Raw genomic sequence first — 14,693 nt, 5'->3', positions numbered from 1 at the left:
TATTATCCCTTGGACGCAATCCTGAAAAACCGCATTCGCGTGATGATAGATCGATGGCGTTCCAGGCGAACATTTCTGCTTAGTGCACCAGTCTTGCCAACCATCGAAGGTAATCGGTACTCGCACAAAGGGGCGAAGCGGAAGGCCTTCTTCACGCGCCTCCTGCTCGTGTCGTAACCAAGCTTTGTAGCCGTCCCGCAGCTCGAATTCATCGGGTAACGCTTGGTGGAATTTGGTCCACTCGGTCTGGGAGCGCGACGGGTGGGCATTCCGTAAGACCCGTGCTGTTCTTCCGCGGTCGGCCTCGCGGGAAAAAATTGGACGCGCCTCCGATTGGCGGCGCCGGCTTCACATAGGTGATTTGGTCGATTTCAAACTGGGTGTCGACGACAGGTCCTTTGAAAGGATCCCGCCCGAGATCACCCGTGACCACTCGCGACATGAAGCTCTCGGCAAGGCTGTACCAGGCGGCGTGCAGAGGACCAAATCTTGGAAAACCTTCGAGGCGGAGAGGTACGTACTCGAGGGGCCACAGAAAAAAGCCGTCGAAACCGTCGCTGTGGAAATAGCAGCCACCGACGATGACGCCGTCGATGTTGGATGTATCGTTATAAGTTCGGTGCGCAACCAAAGCGGTCAGCTCCTCGTGGTTAAGGGCCGTGTAGCCATTATTCAACACCCACAAGACAGAGAGGGTTGTCTCGGGACGCTCGGTTCTCGTCTGCTTCAATTGCTGTCGCGCGGAAGCGACGGCATTCTTTATTGGGCCCTCGATGATGCGGTCGTATGCGCGTTCCCTTTTCAGATAGGTTCTTGCGATCAAGCACGACAACTGGAGCCGTGAAGCCCTCATCGCGAAACAGCTTCGCGAGCTTCACTTGTCGCTCCGATTTTAGAAGCCCGTCTTCATCGAGGGTTTTGAGCTCGATGACTGCCCCTTCAATTATGAAATCGCCGCCACGCGGGGTACGCAGATGGGCATCTGGATGTGCAACCGCGCCTCCACATGATTCGACGACCGTTCGAATATCGTTTTCGGTGAGAGGCTGGATTCGAAACGTATCCACGCTACCTCCGGTTCATGGCTGCAGCACAAGAAGGACCTAAAGCCCTCGGCGGACCGCAATACCAAGGATCGGTCGCAGCAGACCGCTCGTGATCCATCTCCTCGGATAAAGGCCCGAATAGACGGAGGAACTGTATCAAACTGGCCAGCCACCCTCACCACCACACCAGAAACGAATTGAGATCGATCCGGCAGGCAGCACCTTCTCCCCAGTAAAAATTGCAATCTTCATACTACATAAACGCCGCATTGGGAGTACGAAGAGCGCAAATGCCGACACCACACCACCCGCCCGCCGCTGTGCGGCGCGCCCTGCGAAAACTGGGTGCGGATATCCACGATGCCGCCATCGGCGGCGGCTGCCCATGGCGGTCGTGGCCGAGCGCGTCTTCACCTCCCGCTCGACCCTGCAAAAGGTCGAAGCCGGCAACACCAATGTCAGCGTCGGCATCTATGCCGCCGTCCTGCAGGCGCTTGGCCTGCTCGATGGTCTGGGTGGGATCGCCGATATCACGCACGACAGCGTCGGCCAGGCCCTAGCCAGCGCGGAGCTGCCGAAACGCGTCCGCCTCAAGCGCACATCGGGGCCGACTGATCATGTCTGATATTGAAGTTCATATCGACATCGAAGGGCGTAAGCGTCCGGTTGGCCTGGTCCGCAGCAAGGTAGGGGCCAGCGAGACCGTCATCTTCGAATACGCGCCGGCATGCCTCACCGATCCAATCGCCCCGCTCCTCTGGCCTAATACCATCTAGACGGCGTGAAGCCGTGATCATCATCGTCACCGAACAGGTGCTCGGCTGCAAACCGATCCTCAAGCGCTTGCGCCGAAAGGCGCGCTTCGCGTTTTGCCAGATGGTCCTTCGCCCAAGGGAGAAAGGCCGACAGACGCGGCGTCGGTTCGGCTGGAATCTCTGCTATCAGCATGGCGATGAAGTTACGCAGCCGATCGAGTTCAGCGAGTTCGGCTAGGATTGCCCCAAGTCCGGCAGCTCGACGATCTTCGATGTGCTTGATGCGCGCCGCCAGTTCGTGTCGCCGCCGCTCCTCCTCGATCCTTCGCTGCTCCGCCTCGCGTTTGAGGCGTTGTTCCGTCTTCGCCGCAGCGAGCACTGCAAGGCCCACAGCAATGTCACTGGCCATATTCTCAAGCCGTTGGACTTTCGCATCGCGGAAGCTGCGTCGTGGAGAGCTTCCGCTCCCAAAGACGTAGACCTGCTCAAGCTCGAATGAGAGCTGGCCGGCCGGATGGAAATCCCATTCTGGAAATTGCGGCTTGTCGAAGAATATATTGTCCCAAGAATTCAGCCGCCCTGCCCGGTCCCGCTTTCGTTGCCAGGCTTCCTCCTTAGTACGCTCGGCATCGGTCAGAACGTGCTTCTCGCGCTTGACCGTCTCCGTGACCAAGAATGCAATGGCTTCAGTTTCAGATTTGAATTGCGCGGATCCGTCCCCTGCCACCAGTTCGAACCCCTGCAACGATGCAGCGCGTGCAATTCGGGGCAGGATGATAGCGAGACGGTCGATAGATGGTGGCGCGACCTCGCACTTGATGACCCCAGCACCATCGGCAGCGACGATGCCAACATCGGACGGCTTCGCCTTCCTGAGCCTATCCAGCGTGCGGTCGATGATCGGCAACGACGGCGCAGCCTGATCTTCATCGCCTTCAGATGCACGAATGCGCGCGTGCTCGCGCACACTGGCCAATGCCGAATATTCGCGGCTGAGGTCCCCGTCGGCGATGGTGATCCTGTCAGAGGCGCCGGGTTTGGCCTCTGGCAGCGGCATCTGCTTCACCTTCTTTCCGGCTGCCTTTTTTGCCCACCACCCGAGTGGTGGATTAGGAATGCCATGCTTTTTACAGATCTTGTGTAACGCAACATCAGAGATGGCGAACTCCTTCGCCAAGCGCGTCATCGGCTTGGACCAGACGAGTTCGTAGAATTGCTCACGCGTAAAGACTCTCGCCACGATCATCCTTTCCAGAACGCGCGCACCGGCCGAGGCGCAATTGAAGGGCTGCTAGACCATCCTAATGCGCGCGACACCTTCGCTACACATGCTCTGAAACAGACCGAGACCTATGAACAAGCTGGCGCCATTCAGGAAGAACCACTTGTTGTCGCGACTCGTACGGCGGCTCCGCAACAAGCGAGCAGCACTCGCTAGAGTCCGACCACGATCGATGTCTATCGACATGTCTCAGTCGCCAATTGTACGCTGCTCTATCCCTGTGTAAGCCGCCCACAAACATTGCCACATCGCTGTTGGCGCGCCTGCTGTCCTTCGAAAAAAGACCGTCAGCGCGACCTGCTCGATATGACGGTCTTTCGTTTTCCGCTGGTGTGCACTTCAAAAGGAACCGTCAGAAAGACCGTCAATACGACACACTGCCGGAAGCCAAAACTGCTTGCGATCAAACAAAATCTCTTGATGAATCAACAAACTATCGGATCGTTCGGTACTATGGACGATGCATCACCGATGATATCCTGAATAATATAAGTCATTGAATTACATGGATAATTTTTCAATGGTCACCACCCCTCACTCCCACTCGATCGTGCCCGGTGGCTTCGATGTCACATCATAGACCACGCGATTGACGCCTTTGACCTCGTTGATGATGCGGGTCGCCGCGCGGCCGAGGATCTTCATGTCGAACGGATAGAAATCCGCCGTCATGCCGTCGACCGAGGTGACGGCGCGCAGGGCGCAGACGAATTCATAGGTGCGGCCGTCTCCCATGACGCCAACGGTCTGCACCGGCAAGAGCACCGCGAAAGCCTGCCAGATTTCGTCATAAAGGCCCGCCTTGCGGATTTCATCGAGATAGATCGCGTCCGCCTGCCGCAGAATCGCGAGCTTTTCCGGCGTGACGCCGCCGGGGCAGCGGATGGCGAGGCCCGGGCCCGGAAAGGGATGCCGGCCGACGAAGGCTTCCGGCAGGCCTAGCTCACGGCCAAGCTCGCGCACCTCGTCCTTGAACAATTCGCGCAACGGCTCGACGAGCGTCATGTTCATGCGTTCGGGCAGGCCGCCGACATTGTGATGCGACTTGATCGTGACCGACGGACCGCCGCTGAAGGAGACGCTTTCGATCACGTCGGGATAAAGCGTGCCTTGGCCGAGAAATTCCGGCGCGCCGCGGCCGTCGGCGGCGATCTTCTTCGCCTCCGCCTCGAAAGTGGCGATGAACAGGCGGCCGATGGTCTTGCGCTTCTCCTCCGGATCCCTGACGCCGATCAAGGCGTTGATGAACAGGTCCTGCGCTTGGACGTGAACCAGCGGGATATTGTAATGGCCGCGAAAGAGGCGCACGACCTCCTCCGCCTCGCCCTGGCGCAAAAGCCCATGATCGACGAAGACGCAGGTCAGCCGCTCGCCGATCGCTTCATGGATCAGAACCGCGGCGACCGCAGAATCGACGCCGCCCGAGAGGCCGCAAAGGACGCGGCCGCCGCCCACTTGCGCGCGGATCGCGGCGATCGCTTCTTGCCGGAAGGCGCGCATGGTCCAATCGGACTTGAGCCCCGCGACCTTATGGACGAAATTCGACAGCAGCTTCGCGCCGTCCGGCGTATGCGCGACTTCGAGATGAAACTGCACGCCATAGAAGCGCCTGGCTTCGTCGGCGATCGCCGCCATCGGCGCGCTGGCCGAGGTCGCCATGCGGGAAAAGCCAGGCGGCAGCTCCGTCACGGCGTCGCCATGGCTCATCCAGACAGGGTAGCGTCCGCCCTTTGTCCAAACGCCGTCGAAAAGCGCGCTTTCCGCCAGAACCTCGACCTCGGCGCGGCCAAATTCCCGATGATGCTCGGCCGCGACCTTGCCGCCGAGCTGCGCCGCCATAGCCTGTTCGCCATAGCAGATTCCGAGCACAGGAACGCCTGCTGAAAAAAGCGCATCGGGCGCGCGCGGCGCGCCTTGGTCATGAACGGAGGCCGGGCCTCCAGAGAGAATGACGGCCCTCGGCGCGAGGAACGTGAAAGCTCTTTCGGCCAGCTGAAAAGGCGCGATCTCGCAATAGACGCCCGCCTCGCGAACCCGGCGCGCAATCAATTGCGTCACTTGCGAGCCGAAATCGACGATCAGGACTTTGTCGTGATGATGGACAATGTCCTTATGAAGTTCGTCCTCCGCCATTTGCCGCGCCCTTGAGCCTCAAAATGCTCGATTAGGCGATCGGCTTGCTTAGCGCAACCGCTCTCTGGCGACGCCTCTCAGGAAGGCTCAGGTCGAACTCGGCAAGAACCATTTCGGCCAATAGTCGACCAGGTTGCGGCCAGGACGCACCCGCTCGCGGCCGTTCCCGGCTCACGGAGTGAGCTGCTTTTGCAGCTTGCGGTGATCTTGCGCGGAGCCTCGGCGCCGTTTGGAGCCGAGGTCTCGCATGAAGCAGGCTTTTGGATTCAGGCTGTTTGAATTTAGTTCAAAGCAACCGAATCAGCATCCACACTTGGTTTCGCATGCCTTCCGGTTATCCGTGCGCGATTGGGGCGTGGCGGCGTAATTCTGGCTGGCGTCGATGTAGCTCTCCTCACAGGCTCTCATGCAATAGGCCTGCTTGTTTTCATCGTTGACGCTGCAGCTCACGGTTTGAACCAGACGATTGCTGTCTGCTTTTGTCTGATTTTCAAACGCCAAAGACGGACCGGCCATTAGAGCGATAATCATGCCAGCCGTGACCAGGGTGCTTAGTTTCATCTTCTCAATCTCTCTTTATATCGTTACGTCGGGACACTGCTCACGTATGGCCCGCAATAGCAACAGAATTCCCCGGCCAGCTTGGACCCGCCCGGTTCCGCGCCGATGGCAAGGAAACGATAAGGCTTTCCGATTATGCGTCCTGCGTCTGAATGAATCAGACTTTCTCGATCGGCGCATGGTCGCATTTTCATTTGCGATCCGTCAGCGCGGCCATGATGGCCGCCATGCCGCTCAAATCGAAGGCTTTCGCCATCATGTCTATTTCCGCAATTTCCGCCTTCGGCGCTCAAGCGCTCTACGCCAGTCGCTCGTCCGCCAATCCTCCCGTGAGTCAACCGCAGACGACCGCGCCATCACAACCGCCCGTCAAACCCGCTGAAGTCAATGCTGGCCATGATGGCGACTCTGACGATCATTCTGTTGCGACGGCGAACAGCTCTACGCTCGCCAGCGTGAACGCCGCCTACGCGTCGAACTGACGTTCCGCTCACAGCGGTCGCGCAAGCGCGGCTCCCAGCGTCGTTTCTGCTGGAGGCCGCAATCGACTTAGGGACAGGCTGCAACACTGCGCCAAAAGCAATGACGTAGGCTTGTCGGCGCTTTCCCGCCGGGCGCCGCGAGACTTAGAAACCGATGGCAAGCTGCAGACGCGCTTGCTGACGTTCGTAGTTCGCAAGATCGAGGCGGCCAGTTGTCTCATCGGGAATCTGCGCATCCCACGCCACCTTGACGGCGACGGCGTCGGACAGCCTCACAAACAAACTTGGCCCGACAAAGAGAGCATGGCCTGAGAAGAAGCCATGGTCGTTGAGGGTCAGATGTCGGACTTCGGCGCCTAGAAAAACATTGTCGGCTATTGCCGCCGAGACGGCAAAGGAGAATTCAACGGGGTTTTGCTGCCCCCATGTTCCTCCGTTGCGCGTGAAGATGGGCGCATAGGTGAGATTGAAGGCGGCGAACATCTTGTTTGGGATCAGGGCCACGTCGGCAAGAAGCTCGAAGGGGAAGGCGTAGCTTTGCACGCGCTGGCCCGATAAATCGTCGATGCGCTGCCATTGCGGCGTGAACGATAGGGTGAGGTCGAGAGGCGAACTCTCGCGCTCCAAAAGCTGCCATCTGAACTCGCTCGTCACGCCGCTAAAATTCAGGGCGTGACGATCGGCGAGATCAGGCACGCCGGAGACGGCGTGATAATCGGAAAGCGCCCCAATGCTTGCTCGGAAGCCCTCAACGACGCCGTAACGGATGGCTGTTTCGTGCGCGAGCCCGGCATAATGGCCGTCTTTGCCGAAACGGCCTGTTATCGTGTCCTCGAGCTCTTTTTCGCCCTTCTCGCCAATATCGGCGCCTTCGGTGAAGCCGAAGATGTGCTCGGTATCGACTGTCCCCTTTGAACGGCTTTCCGCATCTTCCGCTCGCGCAAGCGTCGGAAGCGTAAGCGCCAGCGCCAAAAGGGGCGCCCGGCAAAAGGAGTGTGGGGCGAGCCAGGACACGAAATTTGCCTCAAGAATCTGGTCGAAGCGCGGTCAGCCGCAAACAATCCTTATGATATATGGATTGCTGGTGTTCACCGGCACGAACCGGTACTCGTCGATAAGAGCCTGAACCCGCGGCGCTTCTGACGGCCTGTCCGCTATTCTGTAGTCAGGCCCGCCGCAAATGGCTTCAGCCCGCATCATGCAGAAACGCGTACCCTGGTCGCAGATGATTTCGTAGCCCACCACGCTATCAGGCAGGCGTATTGGCGACGCCAGCGTGCCGGTTATCGGGTCTAATCCGAGCTGTGACGATATTGCGCAACCGGCCAAAATCATTCCGAAGCCGAATGACGCCGCCGTCCCGATTGCAAGCCGCATGTCTCCTCCCCCCTGAACCGCCACGAAAGATGGCAGCAGATTGGATATGAGGATTCGGTTGATTTGGCGGCTTTGGCAAGTTCAGCCGTCTTGGTTTTGCGGCCCTGTGTCTTCGAAGCCACAACCCCCGATTATGCAAGCTGTTTCAGTTGCTTAAAGGGCCCAATCAAAGATCCCGCCGGGCTTCCCGCGTCGCGCGCTCCATCACCGGGAAAAACAGCGCATAAGGCAATAGGCGAACGGCCTTGGCGAACCAGGCGAGTCGACGCGGAAAGGCGATCTCGAAGCCCCCCCGCTCAAAGCCTTCGCAGATGATCCTCGCCGCCTGCTCCGCATCCATCAAAAACGGCATTTCGAAATGCGTGTTATGCGCGGTCATCTCGGTGCGGACAAAGCCCGGGTTGACCACCTGAACGGTAAGGCCCTTGGGTTCATAGGTGAGCTTGAGCGCCTCAGCCATATAGATCAGCGCCGCCTTGGTCGCGCCATAGGCGGTCGACCCCGGGATGCCGCCATAACCTGCGAGCGATGCGTTGATCGCGATCTGGCCCCCGCCTCGCGACAGCATCGCGGCGAGAATGGGATCGAGGCAATTGACCACGCCGCCCACATTGATCTCGAAGGTGCGCCAAGTCAGCCCGGCGGAAAAGCGATCGGCCTCGGCGGGGAAATAGATTCCCGCATTGAGAAAGGCGAGCGCGATTGGCCCATGCGCCGCCTCGATTTCGCGCATGAGAGCCGCCATATGCGCGCCATCGACGACATCCCCAGGAAAGCTGAAGATATTATCCGAAGCCGCCGCGAGAGCCGCGAGTTCATCCTTCCGGCGCGCCGTCGCCGCGACCTTGTAGCCGCGTCGCGCGAGCTCGATGGCGACCGTCCGGCCTATTCCCGAGCTCGCCCCCGTCACCCAGGCGACGCCATGACTTGCAGAAGCGCGATACATGATCCTGTCCCTATAAGCGAAAGGAAGCTCAGACGGCGCTGAAACGCGACAATTTCGCCCGATTTTCTTCAATCAGTTTCTTGAAAGCCGGCGAGAGAAGAAAGCTCAGCTCCCGCTCCCGCGTGAGGGTGACGGGATCGGCGGAGACAAGTTCTTCATCGCAATAGCCCGGATGACACATGATGAGATGACGTCCGCCGGGCGCCCGGAGATAGGCGGCGAAATCGGCGGCGTAGTCGCGGCAGGGGTCGAAGCTCGAAAAGCCGGAAAAGCCGTAATTGGTGGAAAAGCCGCGCCGCGCCGCCTCACGGGCGAACCCCCTGGCGAGCCAGGCTATCCCAAGCGCCTTTTTCAGCTCGACGCCGCGCCGCAAAATTTGCAACGGACGATCGCCGCTGTTGCGCAGCCAGGTCTTGCCGGAAAATCCCTTCTTTTCGAGACATTCGAAAAGCCAATGCCGGATCTGCGGTAGAATTTGGACATGCTGATGCCCGTCGACGAAATCGGGCGCCGCGCCAAAATGGTCGCAAAAGCTGTCGAGCTGACGGGAAATTTCCCGCCGGATCTCGGCTTCGGGCAGCTCGGATTTTTGCGCCGCTTTCAGCACGTGATGGATGCCGGGCAGATAGCCCGAGGGGGCGAATTTGGGCATGGCGCTCAGCGGCGCCCCGAGCGTCAGATTGAGATGCAGGCCAATGTCGGCCTTCCCCTTGAATTGGGAGAGCGCGCGCGCGCCTTTCGGCCAAGACGGGCGCGTCGTCATGACGCTTGTCGCGCTTAGGCGGCCAGCGTCCAGCGCTTCGAGAATGCCGCGGCTGACGCCGGGCGATAGAGCGAAATCATCGGCGCAAAGGCTGAATGAAAAGGAAGCTTCGGCCACGCCCATGAACATTAACTCCTTGAGATCCCCTACGCGCCGACGGCGTTCTGAATTTCGCCGTTGTCTTGCGCAATTCAAGCCCGAAGACTAGAGCATGTATTTGAAAAAGTTGATGGACTTTTTCAACCAGGACATGCTCCAGCTCATTAGAGTTCGAGCGATTCTTTTCGATCACGTCAGTCCACGCGATAGGGAAAAGCGCTCTCCGGGCCCGGCGCTTTCAAGGAAGAGGCCGCCACAATGACGAGATCCGACGCGGGCGTGGCGGACGCGGAGCTTTCCGTCGTCGCGCCAGTTCATAATGAGTCTGAGAATATCGGACCTTTGCTGCAACGGCTCCTGCCGGTGCTGGAACATTGCGCGCCTTCGTTCGAGGTCATTTTCGTCGACGACGGATCGACGGATGACACGCTCGACGTTCTCCGCGCCGCGCATGAAAAAGACCCGCGCGTCCGCGCCCTGTCCCTCAGCCGGAACTTCGGCAAAGAGGTCGCGATAGCGGCAGGGCTTGATCACGCGAGGGGCGCCGCCGCCATCATCATGGACGCCGACCTTCAGCACCCACCGGAGGCGATCAAGACCTTTGTCGGGCTTTGGCGCGACGGTTACAAGAACGTCTTCGGCCAGCGCACCGATCGGGGCGCCGACAGCCGTTTGCGTCGGATGCTGACCCAGCGCTTCTACCGGCTTTTCGGCTCGGTCGGCGAAACCAGCCTGCCGGAAGGCGCCGGCGATTTTCGTCTCCTCGACGCGAAGGCCGTCGCCGCGCTGCGGACCATGCGCGAGCACGCGCGGTTCTCCAAGGGCCTTTACGCCTGGATCGGCTTCAAATCGATCGGCGTGCCCTTCGAGGTCGAGGCGCGCGCGCATGGCTCCTCCAAATTCAGCTATTTGAAATTGACGAATTTCGCCCTCGACGGGCTCATGTCTTTCTCGACCATGCCGCTCAAAGTATGGAGCTATATCGGGGTCGCCACATCCGTCCTCGCTTTGGCCTTGGCCACATTTTACCTGACCCGGACCCTCATTTTCGGCGTCGACGTCCCCGGTTACGCCTCATTGATCGTGTCGATTACCTTCTTCGCCGGCATTCAACTGCTTTCGCTTGGCATTATCGGCGAATATATCGGCCGCATCTTCGCCGAGGTGAAGCGGCGGCCGCTCTATCTGATCGAGGAGCGCATCGGCATTGCTCCATTCCTCCAAGACGAGCAGCTTCCGCGCCCAAACCGCGACCGGACCTGAGCTCTCGATGTTGAAGAGCCTTCTTTCGGTCGGCGGCTTCACGCTGCTCTCGCGCTTCTCGGGCTTTCTCCGCGATATGGTCCTCGGCGCCGTGCTCGGCGCGGGTTTCGCCGCGGACGCCTTCGTCGTTGCGCAACGCTTGCCCAATCATTTTCGCGCCATTTTCGGCGAGGGCGCCTTCAACTCCGCCTATGTTCCGAGCTATTCGCGCGTCGTTCAATACGAGGGCGTCGCCGGCGCGCGAATCTTTTCCGGCCAGATCTTTTCGGGCTTGCTCGCTTCGCAGATCCTCCTGCTCGCGCTCGCCTGGGCTTTCACCCCTGCTTTCATCGATCTGCTTGCGCCTGGCTTTCGCGCCGATCCTGAGAAGTTCCAGCTCACCGTCACGCTGACGCGCATCACCTTTCCCTATCTCTTGTTCATTACGCTCGTGACCCTGCAATCAGGCACTTTGAACGCGCATGGATATTTCGCCGCCGCCGCCTTCGCGCCGGTGCTCATGAATCTTTCCATGATGGTATTTCTCGGCCTCGCTTTTCTTTTCCCCAACGCCGGGAGCGCGGCGAGCTGGGGCCTGACTGTATCCGGCCTGCTTCAGCTCGCCCTCACCTCGGCCGCAGCCTCCCGCGCCGGCATTCTCGAAAAAATCGCGCGTCCGGCGCTGACCGCGAATGTGAGGCAATTCCTGTCGACTCTTGGGCCGGCCGTGATTGGCTCGGCCGGGACCCAGATCGCGCTTTTCGCCGATACGATCATCAGCTCGATGCTGCCGACCGGCGGCCCCTCCTCGATCTATTACGCCGACCGCATCTATCAACTGCCGCTCGGTGTGATCGGGATCGCGGCGGGGACGGTGCTCTTGCCGGAAATGAGCAAGCTTCTCGCGGCAGGCAAACCGAACGCGGCCTTGAAGGCGCAAACGCGAACCATGGCGCTCTCGCTCGCGCTCGCCGCGCCTTTTTTCGTCGCCTTCATCATGATTCCGGATTCCATCATGCGCGGAGTCTTTCTTCGCGGCGCTTTCACGGCCGAGGCGGCCGACGCCTCAGCGGCGGTGCTCGCCGCCTATGGGTTCGGTCTCGTCGCCTTTGTGCTCGTGCGTTCGGCCGTCGCGAGTTTCCAGGCGCATGGCGACACCAAAACGCCGATGATGATCGCCCTGACGGCGGTCGCGATCAATGTCGCCCTGAAGATTGTGCTGTTCACGCCGCTGGGCGCCGTCGGGCTCGCCAGCGCGACCGCCGTAGGCGCATGGATCAATCTCGTGCTGCTGGCTTTTCTTGCGATCCGACGTGGCGCGATGAAGCCCGATCTTCTCCTGTGGAAGACGGCCACCGCAGTCACGACGGCTTCGGCCGCGCTCGCCGCCTTCGCGCTTTTTGCGGCCCTCCCCATCGAGCGGCTGGTGAGGGGACTCGGCCGCTTCGCCGACGCATCCGAGCTCGTGATCCTCGGCCTTGCCGGGGCCGCCGTCTACGGCGTCGTCCTTTTCATTGGGCTGCGCATCTTTGGCGTCAAGCTGCGGCGATAGAAGGCGGGTGTGCGCACGGACCAAGCACATGCGACCCAGGCCAACAGATCTATGAAAACCACCGAAGCACGGCAGCCGCCGTCAAGGCCGTAAGCCCGAGACCGCACAAGCGGCGCCAGATCGCAACCCCGGGCGGCGTCCCGCCGCGTCTCAAGAAATGAAACGAAAGGAGAATGAGCGCCAACGCCGCGCAAAGAATCTTCACGATGAGCGCAGCCAGCGCCAAATGGTGAATCTCGGGCAGCTCGCCTTCCATGAAGAAGCTCACCGCGCCGAATCCAAGACCGCTCGCCGCCTGGACGAGCCAGGCGATGAAGGTCAGCCACGCCAGCGGGCGCAGCAAGGCCTGCCGCGCCTCGGCGAACCAAAGGGCCGCGATTGGAGTGCCGGCTATGGCGGCGGCGCCGAAATTATGAGCGATTTGCACGCCGGCATAGAGCGCGTTCTCAAACTCCACGCGGCTATTGCACCGTCACGGTGATGCAGCTTTCCGCGCCGATCGGCGCATGGCCCTTGCTCACCGGCCGGACGCAGAGCTTGCGCTCCCCCGGCTTGAGCGACCGGAGATCAAACTTGCCCTTTAACGTATGCGACATAGCGGCCTCGTCGCCATCGACATAGAGATGCACATGATCGGCCTTCACGACGGGCTTCACCTCATATTCAAGCTTGGATGCGTGCTTCGCCTCGAGCTTCGCCCCATCGGCAGGCTCGATTATGGTTACAAGGTTGTCTTCCGCCGCCGCGGTCAAAATGCAAAGCGGCGATAAGAGGACGCCAATCCCCAGTCCAAGCGCCCTGAACGTCATTTCTCTGTCCTTTCGCATTGCAACCTCAGGCGACCGTAACATTGTAACGGATGGCTCGCCTGCGCACGCCAGCTCATCGTTCAAGCCCTCGTGAACGCAGCCGGCCAATATGCTTCCGGCGCCCTAAAGCGCCAGCGCGTTCAAGACGCGCGCCCAGCTGCGAGCGCCCTTATGGAACGAAGAGAGCTCGTATTTCTCGTTCGGCGAATGGACCCGGTCGTCCTCGAGGCCGAAACCTATCATCAAACTATCCATTCCAAGGTCGTTCTTGAACACGCCGATGATCGGGATCGAGCCGCCGCAGCCGGCGAAGACCGGCGCCTTGCCCCATTCGGCCAGCAGCGCCCGGCTCGCCCGCGACAGGGCTTCGGAGCTGAATGGCAACTGCAGCGCGCGCGAAGCGCCATGCGAGAGAAACTCGGCGCGGCAATCGGCGGGAAGCCGCTTGTGAACGAAGGCGCGGAAACTTTCGGCGATCTTGGCCGGGTCCTGGGCGCCGACGAGACGAAACGAGAATTTGGCGCTGGCTTGCGCCGGCAGCACCGTCTTCGAACCCTTGCCCGTATAGCCGCCGATAACGCCATTGACGTCGCAAGTTGGACGCGACCAGACCATCTCCAGAACGCTGCGGCCCTCCTCGCCAGCCGGAACGGAGAGGCCGACGCTTTTGAGAAAATCGCCCTCATGCGCGTGCAGTTCGCGCCATTGCGCGGCGACCTCCTCCGGCAGTTCGGAGACGCCATCATAGAAGCCCGGCAAAGTGATGTGGCCATGCTCGTCGTGCAGATCGCTAATGATGCGCCCCAGCACCCGGATCGGATTGATCGCCGCGCCCCCAAAAATGCCCGAGTGCAGATCGCGATCGGCGCCATGGATCACGACCTCCTCGAGGACGAGGCCGCGCAGCATGGTGGTGATCGCCGGGGTCGTGCGATCCCACATCCCCGTGTCGCAGACGAGGACGAGATCGGCTTTGAGCTCGTCCTTGTGGCTTGCAAGAAAGGCCGGCAGCGAGGGCGAGCCAGTTTCCTCCTCGCCCTCGATGAGAATCGTGATGTTGCAGGGAAGGTCGCCCGTCTCCTTGAAGGCGCGGCAGGCTTCGACAAAGGTCATCAGCTGGCCTTTGTCGTCGGCGACGCCGCGCCCGACGATCTGCTTGCCGGTTTCGACTTCGGCGAGGCGCGGCTCGAAAGGCGGCGTCTCCCACAAGTCGAGCGGGTCCGGCGGCTGCACGTCATAATGCCCATAAAAGAGCACGTGCGGCACATCGGGACGCGGCGCCTTGCCTTGCGCGACGATCATCGGATGGCCCGGCGTCGGGCGCAGAGACGCCTCGAACCCCAGACCCTTCAATTCGTCGACGAGCCATTGGGCCGCCGCGGCGCAATCGCCGGCATAGGCCGGATCGGTCGAAATCGACTTTATTTCGATAAGCTTGAAGAGTCGTCCCAAGGCGGGTTCGAGATTTGCGTCAATTTTCGCCAGAACTTTTTCGAGCGCAGCCATGTAAATCCCCTGCAGACTGGAATCGCAATATAATGCGGCGATTTCTTAAATCATCGATGATCGGCCGAGCTTCGCTCGCGGTCAGGGCTGCCGACCCTTCGACCGGGCTTCCGAGCTATCCTGCAATTACGGCGGCGGCG

14 protein-coding genes and 1 pseudogene are annotated in these 14,693 nt (G+C 60.4%); 4 read left to right on the top strand and 11 right to left on the bottom strand.

The annotated features are described in order from the left end of the window. Positions 1–208: 208 nt before the first annotated feature. A complete protein-coding gene (locus RZS28_RS15955) occupies positions 209–823 on the bottom strand; it encodes a hypothetical protein (RefSeq protein WP_407338717.1) in 615 nt (204 codons plus the stop codon). Positions 824–1,336: 513 nt separating this feature from the next. Here RZS28_RS15955 and RZS28_RS15950 point away from each other — a divergent pair. After that, positions 1,337–1,671: pseudogene (locus tag RZS28_RS15950) on the top strand (helix-turn-helix domain-containing protein). A 137-nt stretch (positions 1,672–1,808) separates the two neighbouring features. Here the strand turns inward: RZS28_RS15950 and RZS28_RS15945 are convergent. From RZS28_RS15945 to RZS28_RS15935, 3 genes are all read right to left on the bottom strand, one after another. Further along, positions 1,809–3,041: a hypothetical protein gene (locus RZS28_RS15945; protein WP_407338716.1), complete on the bottom strand. Its 1,233-nt coding sequence runs from the start codon at positions 3,039–3,041 to the stop codon at positions 1,809–1,811. 576 nt (positions 3,042–3,617) lie between these two features. After that, the gene (gene guaA / locus RZS28_RS15940) at positions 3,618–5,216 is read right to left on the bottom strand and encodes a glutamine-hydrolyzing GMP synthase (protein ID WP_407338715.1); all 1,599 of its coding nucleotides are present in this window, start codon (positions 5,214–5,216) and stop codon (positions 3,618–3,620) included. A gap of 300 nt (positions 5,217–5,516) precedes the next feature. Further along, a complete protein-coding gene (locus RZS28_RS15935) occupies positions 5,517–5,777 on the bottom strand; it encodes a hypothetical protein (protein ID WP_407338714.1) in 261 nt (86 codons plus the stop codon). A 257-nt stretch (positions 5,778–6,034) separates the two neighbouring features. Between RZS28_RS15935 and RZS28_RS15930 the strand changes: the two genes are divergently transcribed. Beyond that, on the top strand, positions 6,035–6,259 hold the full coding sequence (locus RZS28_RS15930) for a hypothetical protein (protein WP_407338713.1): 225 nt from the start codon (positions 6,035–6,037) through the stop codon (positions 6,257–6,259). 144 nt (positions 6,260–6,403) lie between these two features. Here the strand turns inward: RZS28_RS15930 and RZS28_RS15925 are convergent, their stop codons facing one another. The 4 genes from RZS28_RS15925 to RZS28_RS15910 all read right to left on the bottom strand — a co-directional run bounded on the left by RZS28_RS15925 (position 6,404) and on the right by RZS28_RS15910 (position 9,468). Beyond that, on the bottom strand, positions 6,404–7,273 hold the full coding sequence (locus RZS28_RS15925; RefSeq protein ID WP_407338712.1) for a hypothetical protein: 870 nt from the start codon (positions 7,271–7,273) through the stop codon (positions 6,404–6,406). 33 nt (positions 7,274–7,306) lie between these two features. Next, positions 7,307–7,636, bottom strand: coding sequence for a hypothetical protein (locus tag RZS28_RS15920; RefSeq protein ID WP_407338711.1), 330 nt, complete (start codon positions 7,634–7,636; stop codon positions 7,307–7,309). Between the two features lie 166 nt (positions 7,637–7,802). Beyond that, on the bottom strand, positions 7,803–8,582 hold the full coding sequence (locus RZS28_RS15915; RefSeq protein WP_407338710.1) for an SDR family NAD(P)-dependent oxidoreductase: 780 nt from the start codon (positions 8,580–8,582) through the stop codon (positions 7,803–7,805). 28 nt (positions 8,583–8,610) lie between these two features. Next, a complete protein-coding gene (locus RZS28_RS15910; RefSeq protein WP_407338709.1) occupies positions 8,611–9,468 on the bottom strand; it encodes a ChbG/HpnK family deacetylase in 858 nt (285 codons plus the stop codon). A gap of 234 nt (positions 9,469–9,702) precedes the next feature. Between RZS28_RS15910 and RZS28_RS15905 the strand changes: the two genes are divergently transcribed. After that, positions 9,703–10,707, top strand: coding sequence for a glycosyltransferase family 2 protein (locus RZS28_RS15905; protein WP_407338708.1), 1,005 nt, complete (start codon positions 9,703–9,705; stop codon positions 10,705–10,707). A gap of 7 nt (positions 10,708–10,714) precedes the next feature. Further along, positions 10,715–12,238, top strand: coding sequence for a murein biosynthesis integral membrane protein MurJ (murJ, locus tag RZS28_RS15900; protein WP_407341149.1), 1,524 nt, complete (start codon positions 10,715–10,717; stop codon positions 12,236–12,238). 49 nt (positions 12,239–12,287) lie between these two features. Here the strand turns inward: murJ and RZS28_RS15895 are convergent, their stop codons facing one another. From RZS28_RS15895 to RZS28_RS15885, 3 genes are all read right to left on the bottom strand, one after another. Then, positions 12,288–12,695 (bottom strand): hypothetical protein, encoded by a 408-nt coding sequence (locus RZS28_RS15895; protein ID WP_407338707.1) that lies wholly within the window; start codon positions 12,693–12,695, stop codon positions 12,288–12,290. 4 nt (positions 12,696–12,699) lie between these two features. Beyond that, the gene (locus tag RZS28_RS15890) at positions 12,700–13,047 is read right to left on the bottom strand and encodes a hypothetical protein (RefSeq protein WP_407338706.1); all 348 of its coding nucleotides are present in this window, start codon (positions 13,045–13,047) and stop codon (positions 12,700–12,702) included. 123 nt (positions 13,048–13,170) lie between these two features. Further along, on the bottom strand, positions 13,171–14,553 hold the full coding sequence (locus RZS28_RS15885) for a M20/M25/M40 family metallo-hydrolase (RefSeq protein WP_407338705.1): 1,383 nt from the start codon (positions 14,551–14,553) through the stop codon (positions 13,171–13,173). Positions 14,554–14,693 lie beyond the last annotated feature (140 nt).

The organism is Methylocapsa polymorpha, from assembly GCF_045689225.1.
Classification (GTDB): Bacteria; Pseudomonadota; Alphaproteobacteria; order Rhizobiales; family Beijerinckiaceae; genus Methylocapsa; species Methylocapsa polymorpha.
Note: the sequence above shows the minus strand (reverse complement) of the source record. Positions and strands in the feature narration are given on the sequence as shown.

Coding starts and splice junctions, on each gene's coding strand:
- RZS28_RS15910 (WP_407338709.1), bottom strand. CDS start 9,468: ATGGGCGTGGCCGAAGCTTCCTTTTCATTCAGCCTTTGCGCCGATGAT.
- RZS28_RS15885 (WP_407338705.1), bottom strand. CDS start 14,553: ATGGCTGCGCTCGAAAAAGTTCTGGCGAAAATTGACGCAAATCTCGAA.
- RZS28_RS15935 (WP_407338714.1), bottom strand. CDS start 5,777: ATGAAACTAAGCACCCTGGTCACGGCTGGCATGATTATCGCTCTAATG.
- RZS28_RS15920 (WP_407338711.1), bottom strand. CDS start 7,636: ATGCGGCTTGCAATCGGGACGGCGGCGTCATTCGGCTTCGGAATGATT.
- RZS28_RS15930 (WP_407338713.1), top strand. CDS start 6,035: ATGTCTATTTCCGCAATTTCCGCCTTCGGCGCTCAAGCGCTCTACGCC.
- RZS28_RS15890 (WP_407338706.1), bottom strand. CDS start 13,047: ATGACGTTCAGGGCGCTTGGACTGGGGATTGGCGTCCTCTTATCGCCG.
- RZS28_RS15915 (WP_407338710.1), bottom strand. CDS start 8,582: ATGTATCGCGCTTCTGCAAGTCATGGCGTCGCCTGGGTGACGGGGGCG.
- RZS28_RS15905 (WP_407338708.1), top strand. CDS start 9,703: ATGACGAGATCCGACGCGGGCGTGGCGGACGCGGAGCTTTCCGTCGTC.
- murJ (WP_407341149.1), top strand. CDS start 10,715: ATGTTGAAGAGCCTTCTTTCGGTCGGCGGCTTCACGCTGCTCTCGCGC.
- guaA (WP_407338715.1), bottom strand. CDS start 5,216: ATGGCGGAGGACGAACTTCATAAGGACATTGTCCATCATCACGACAAA.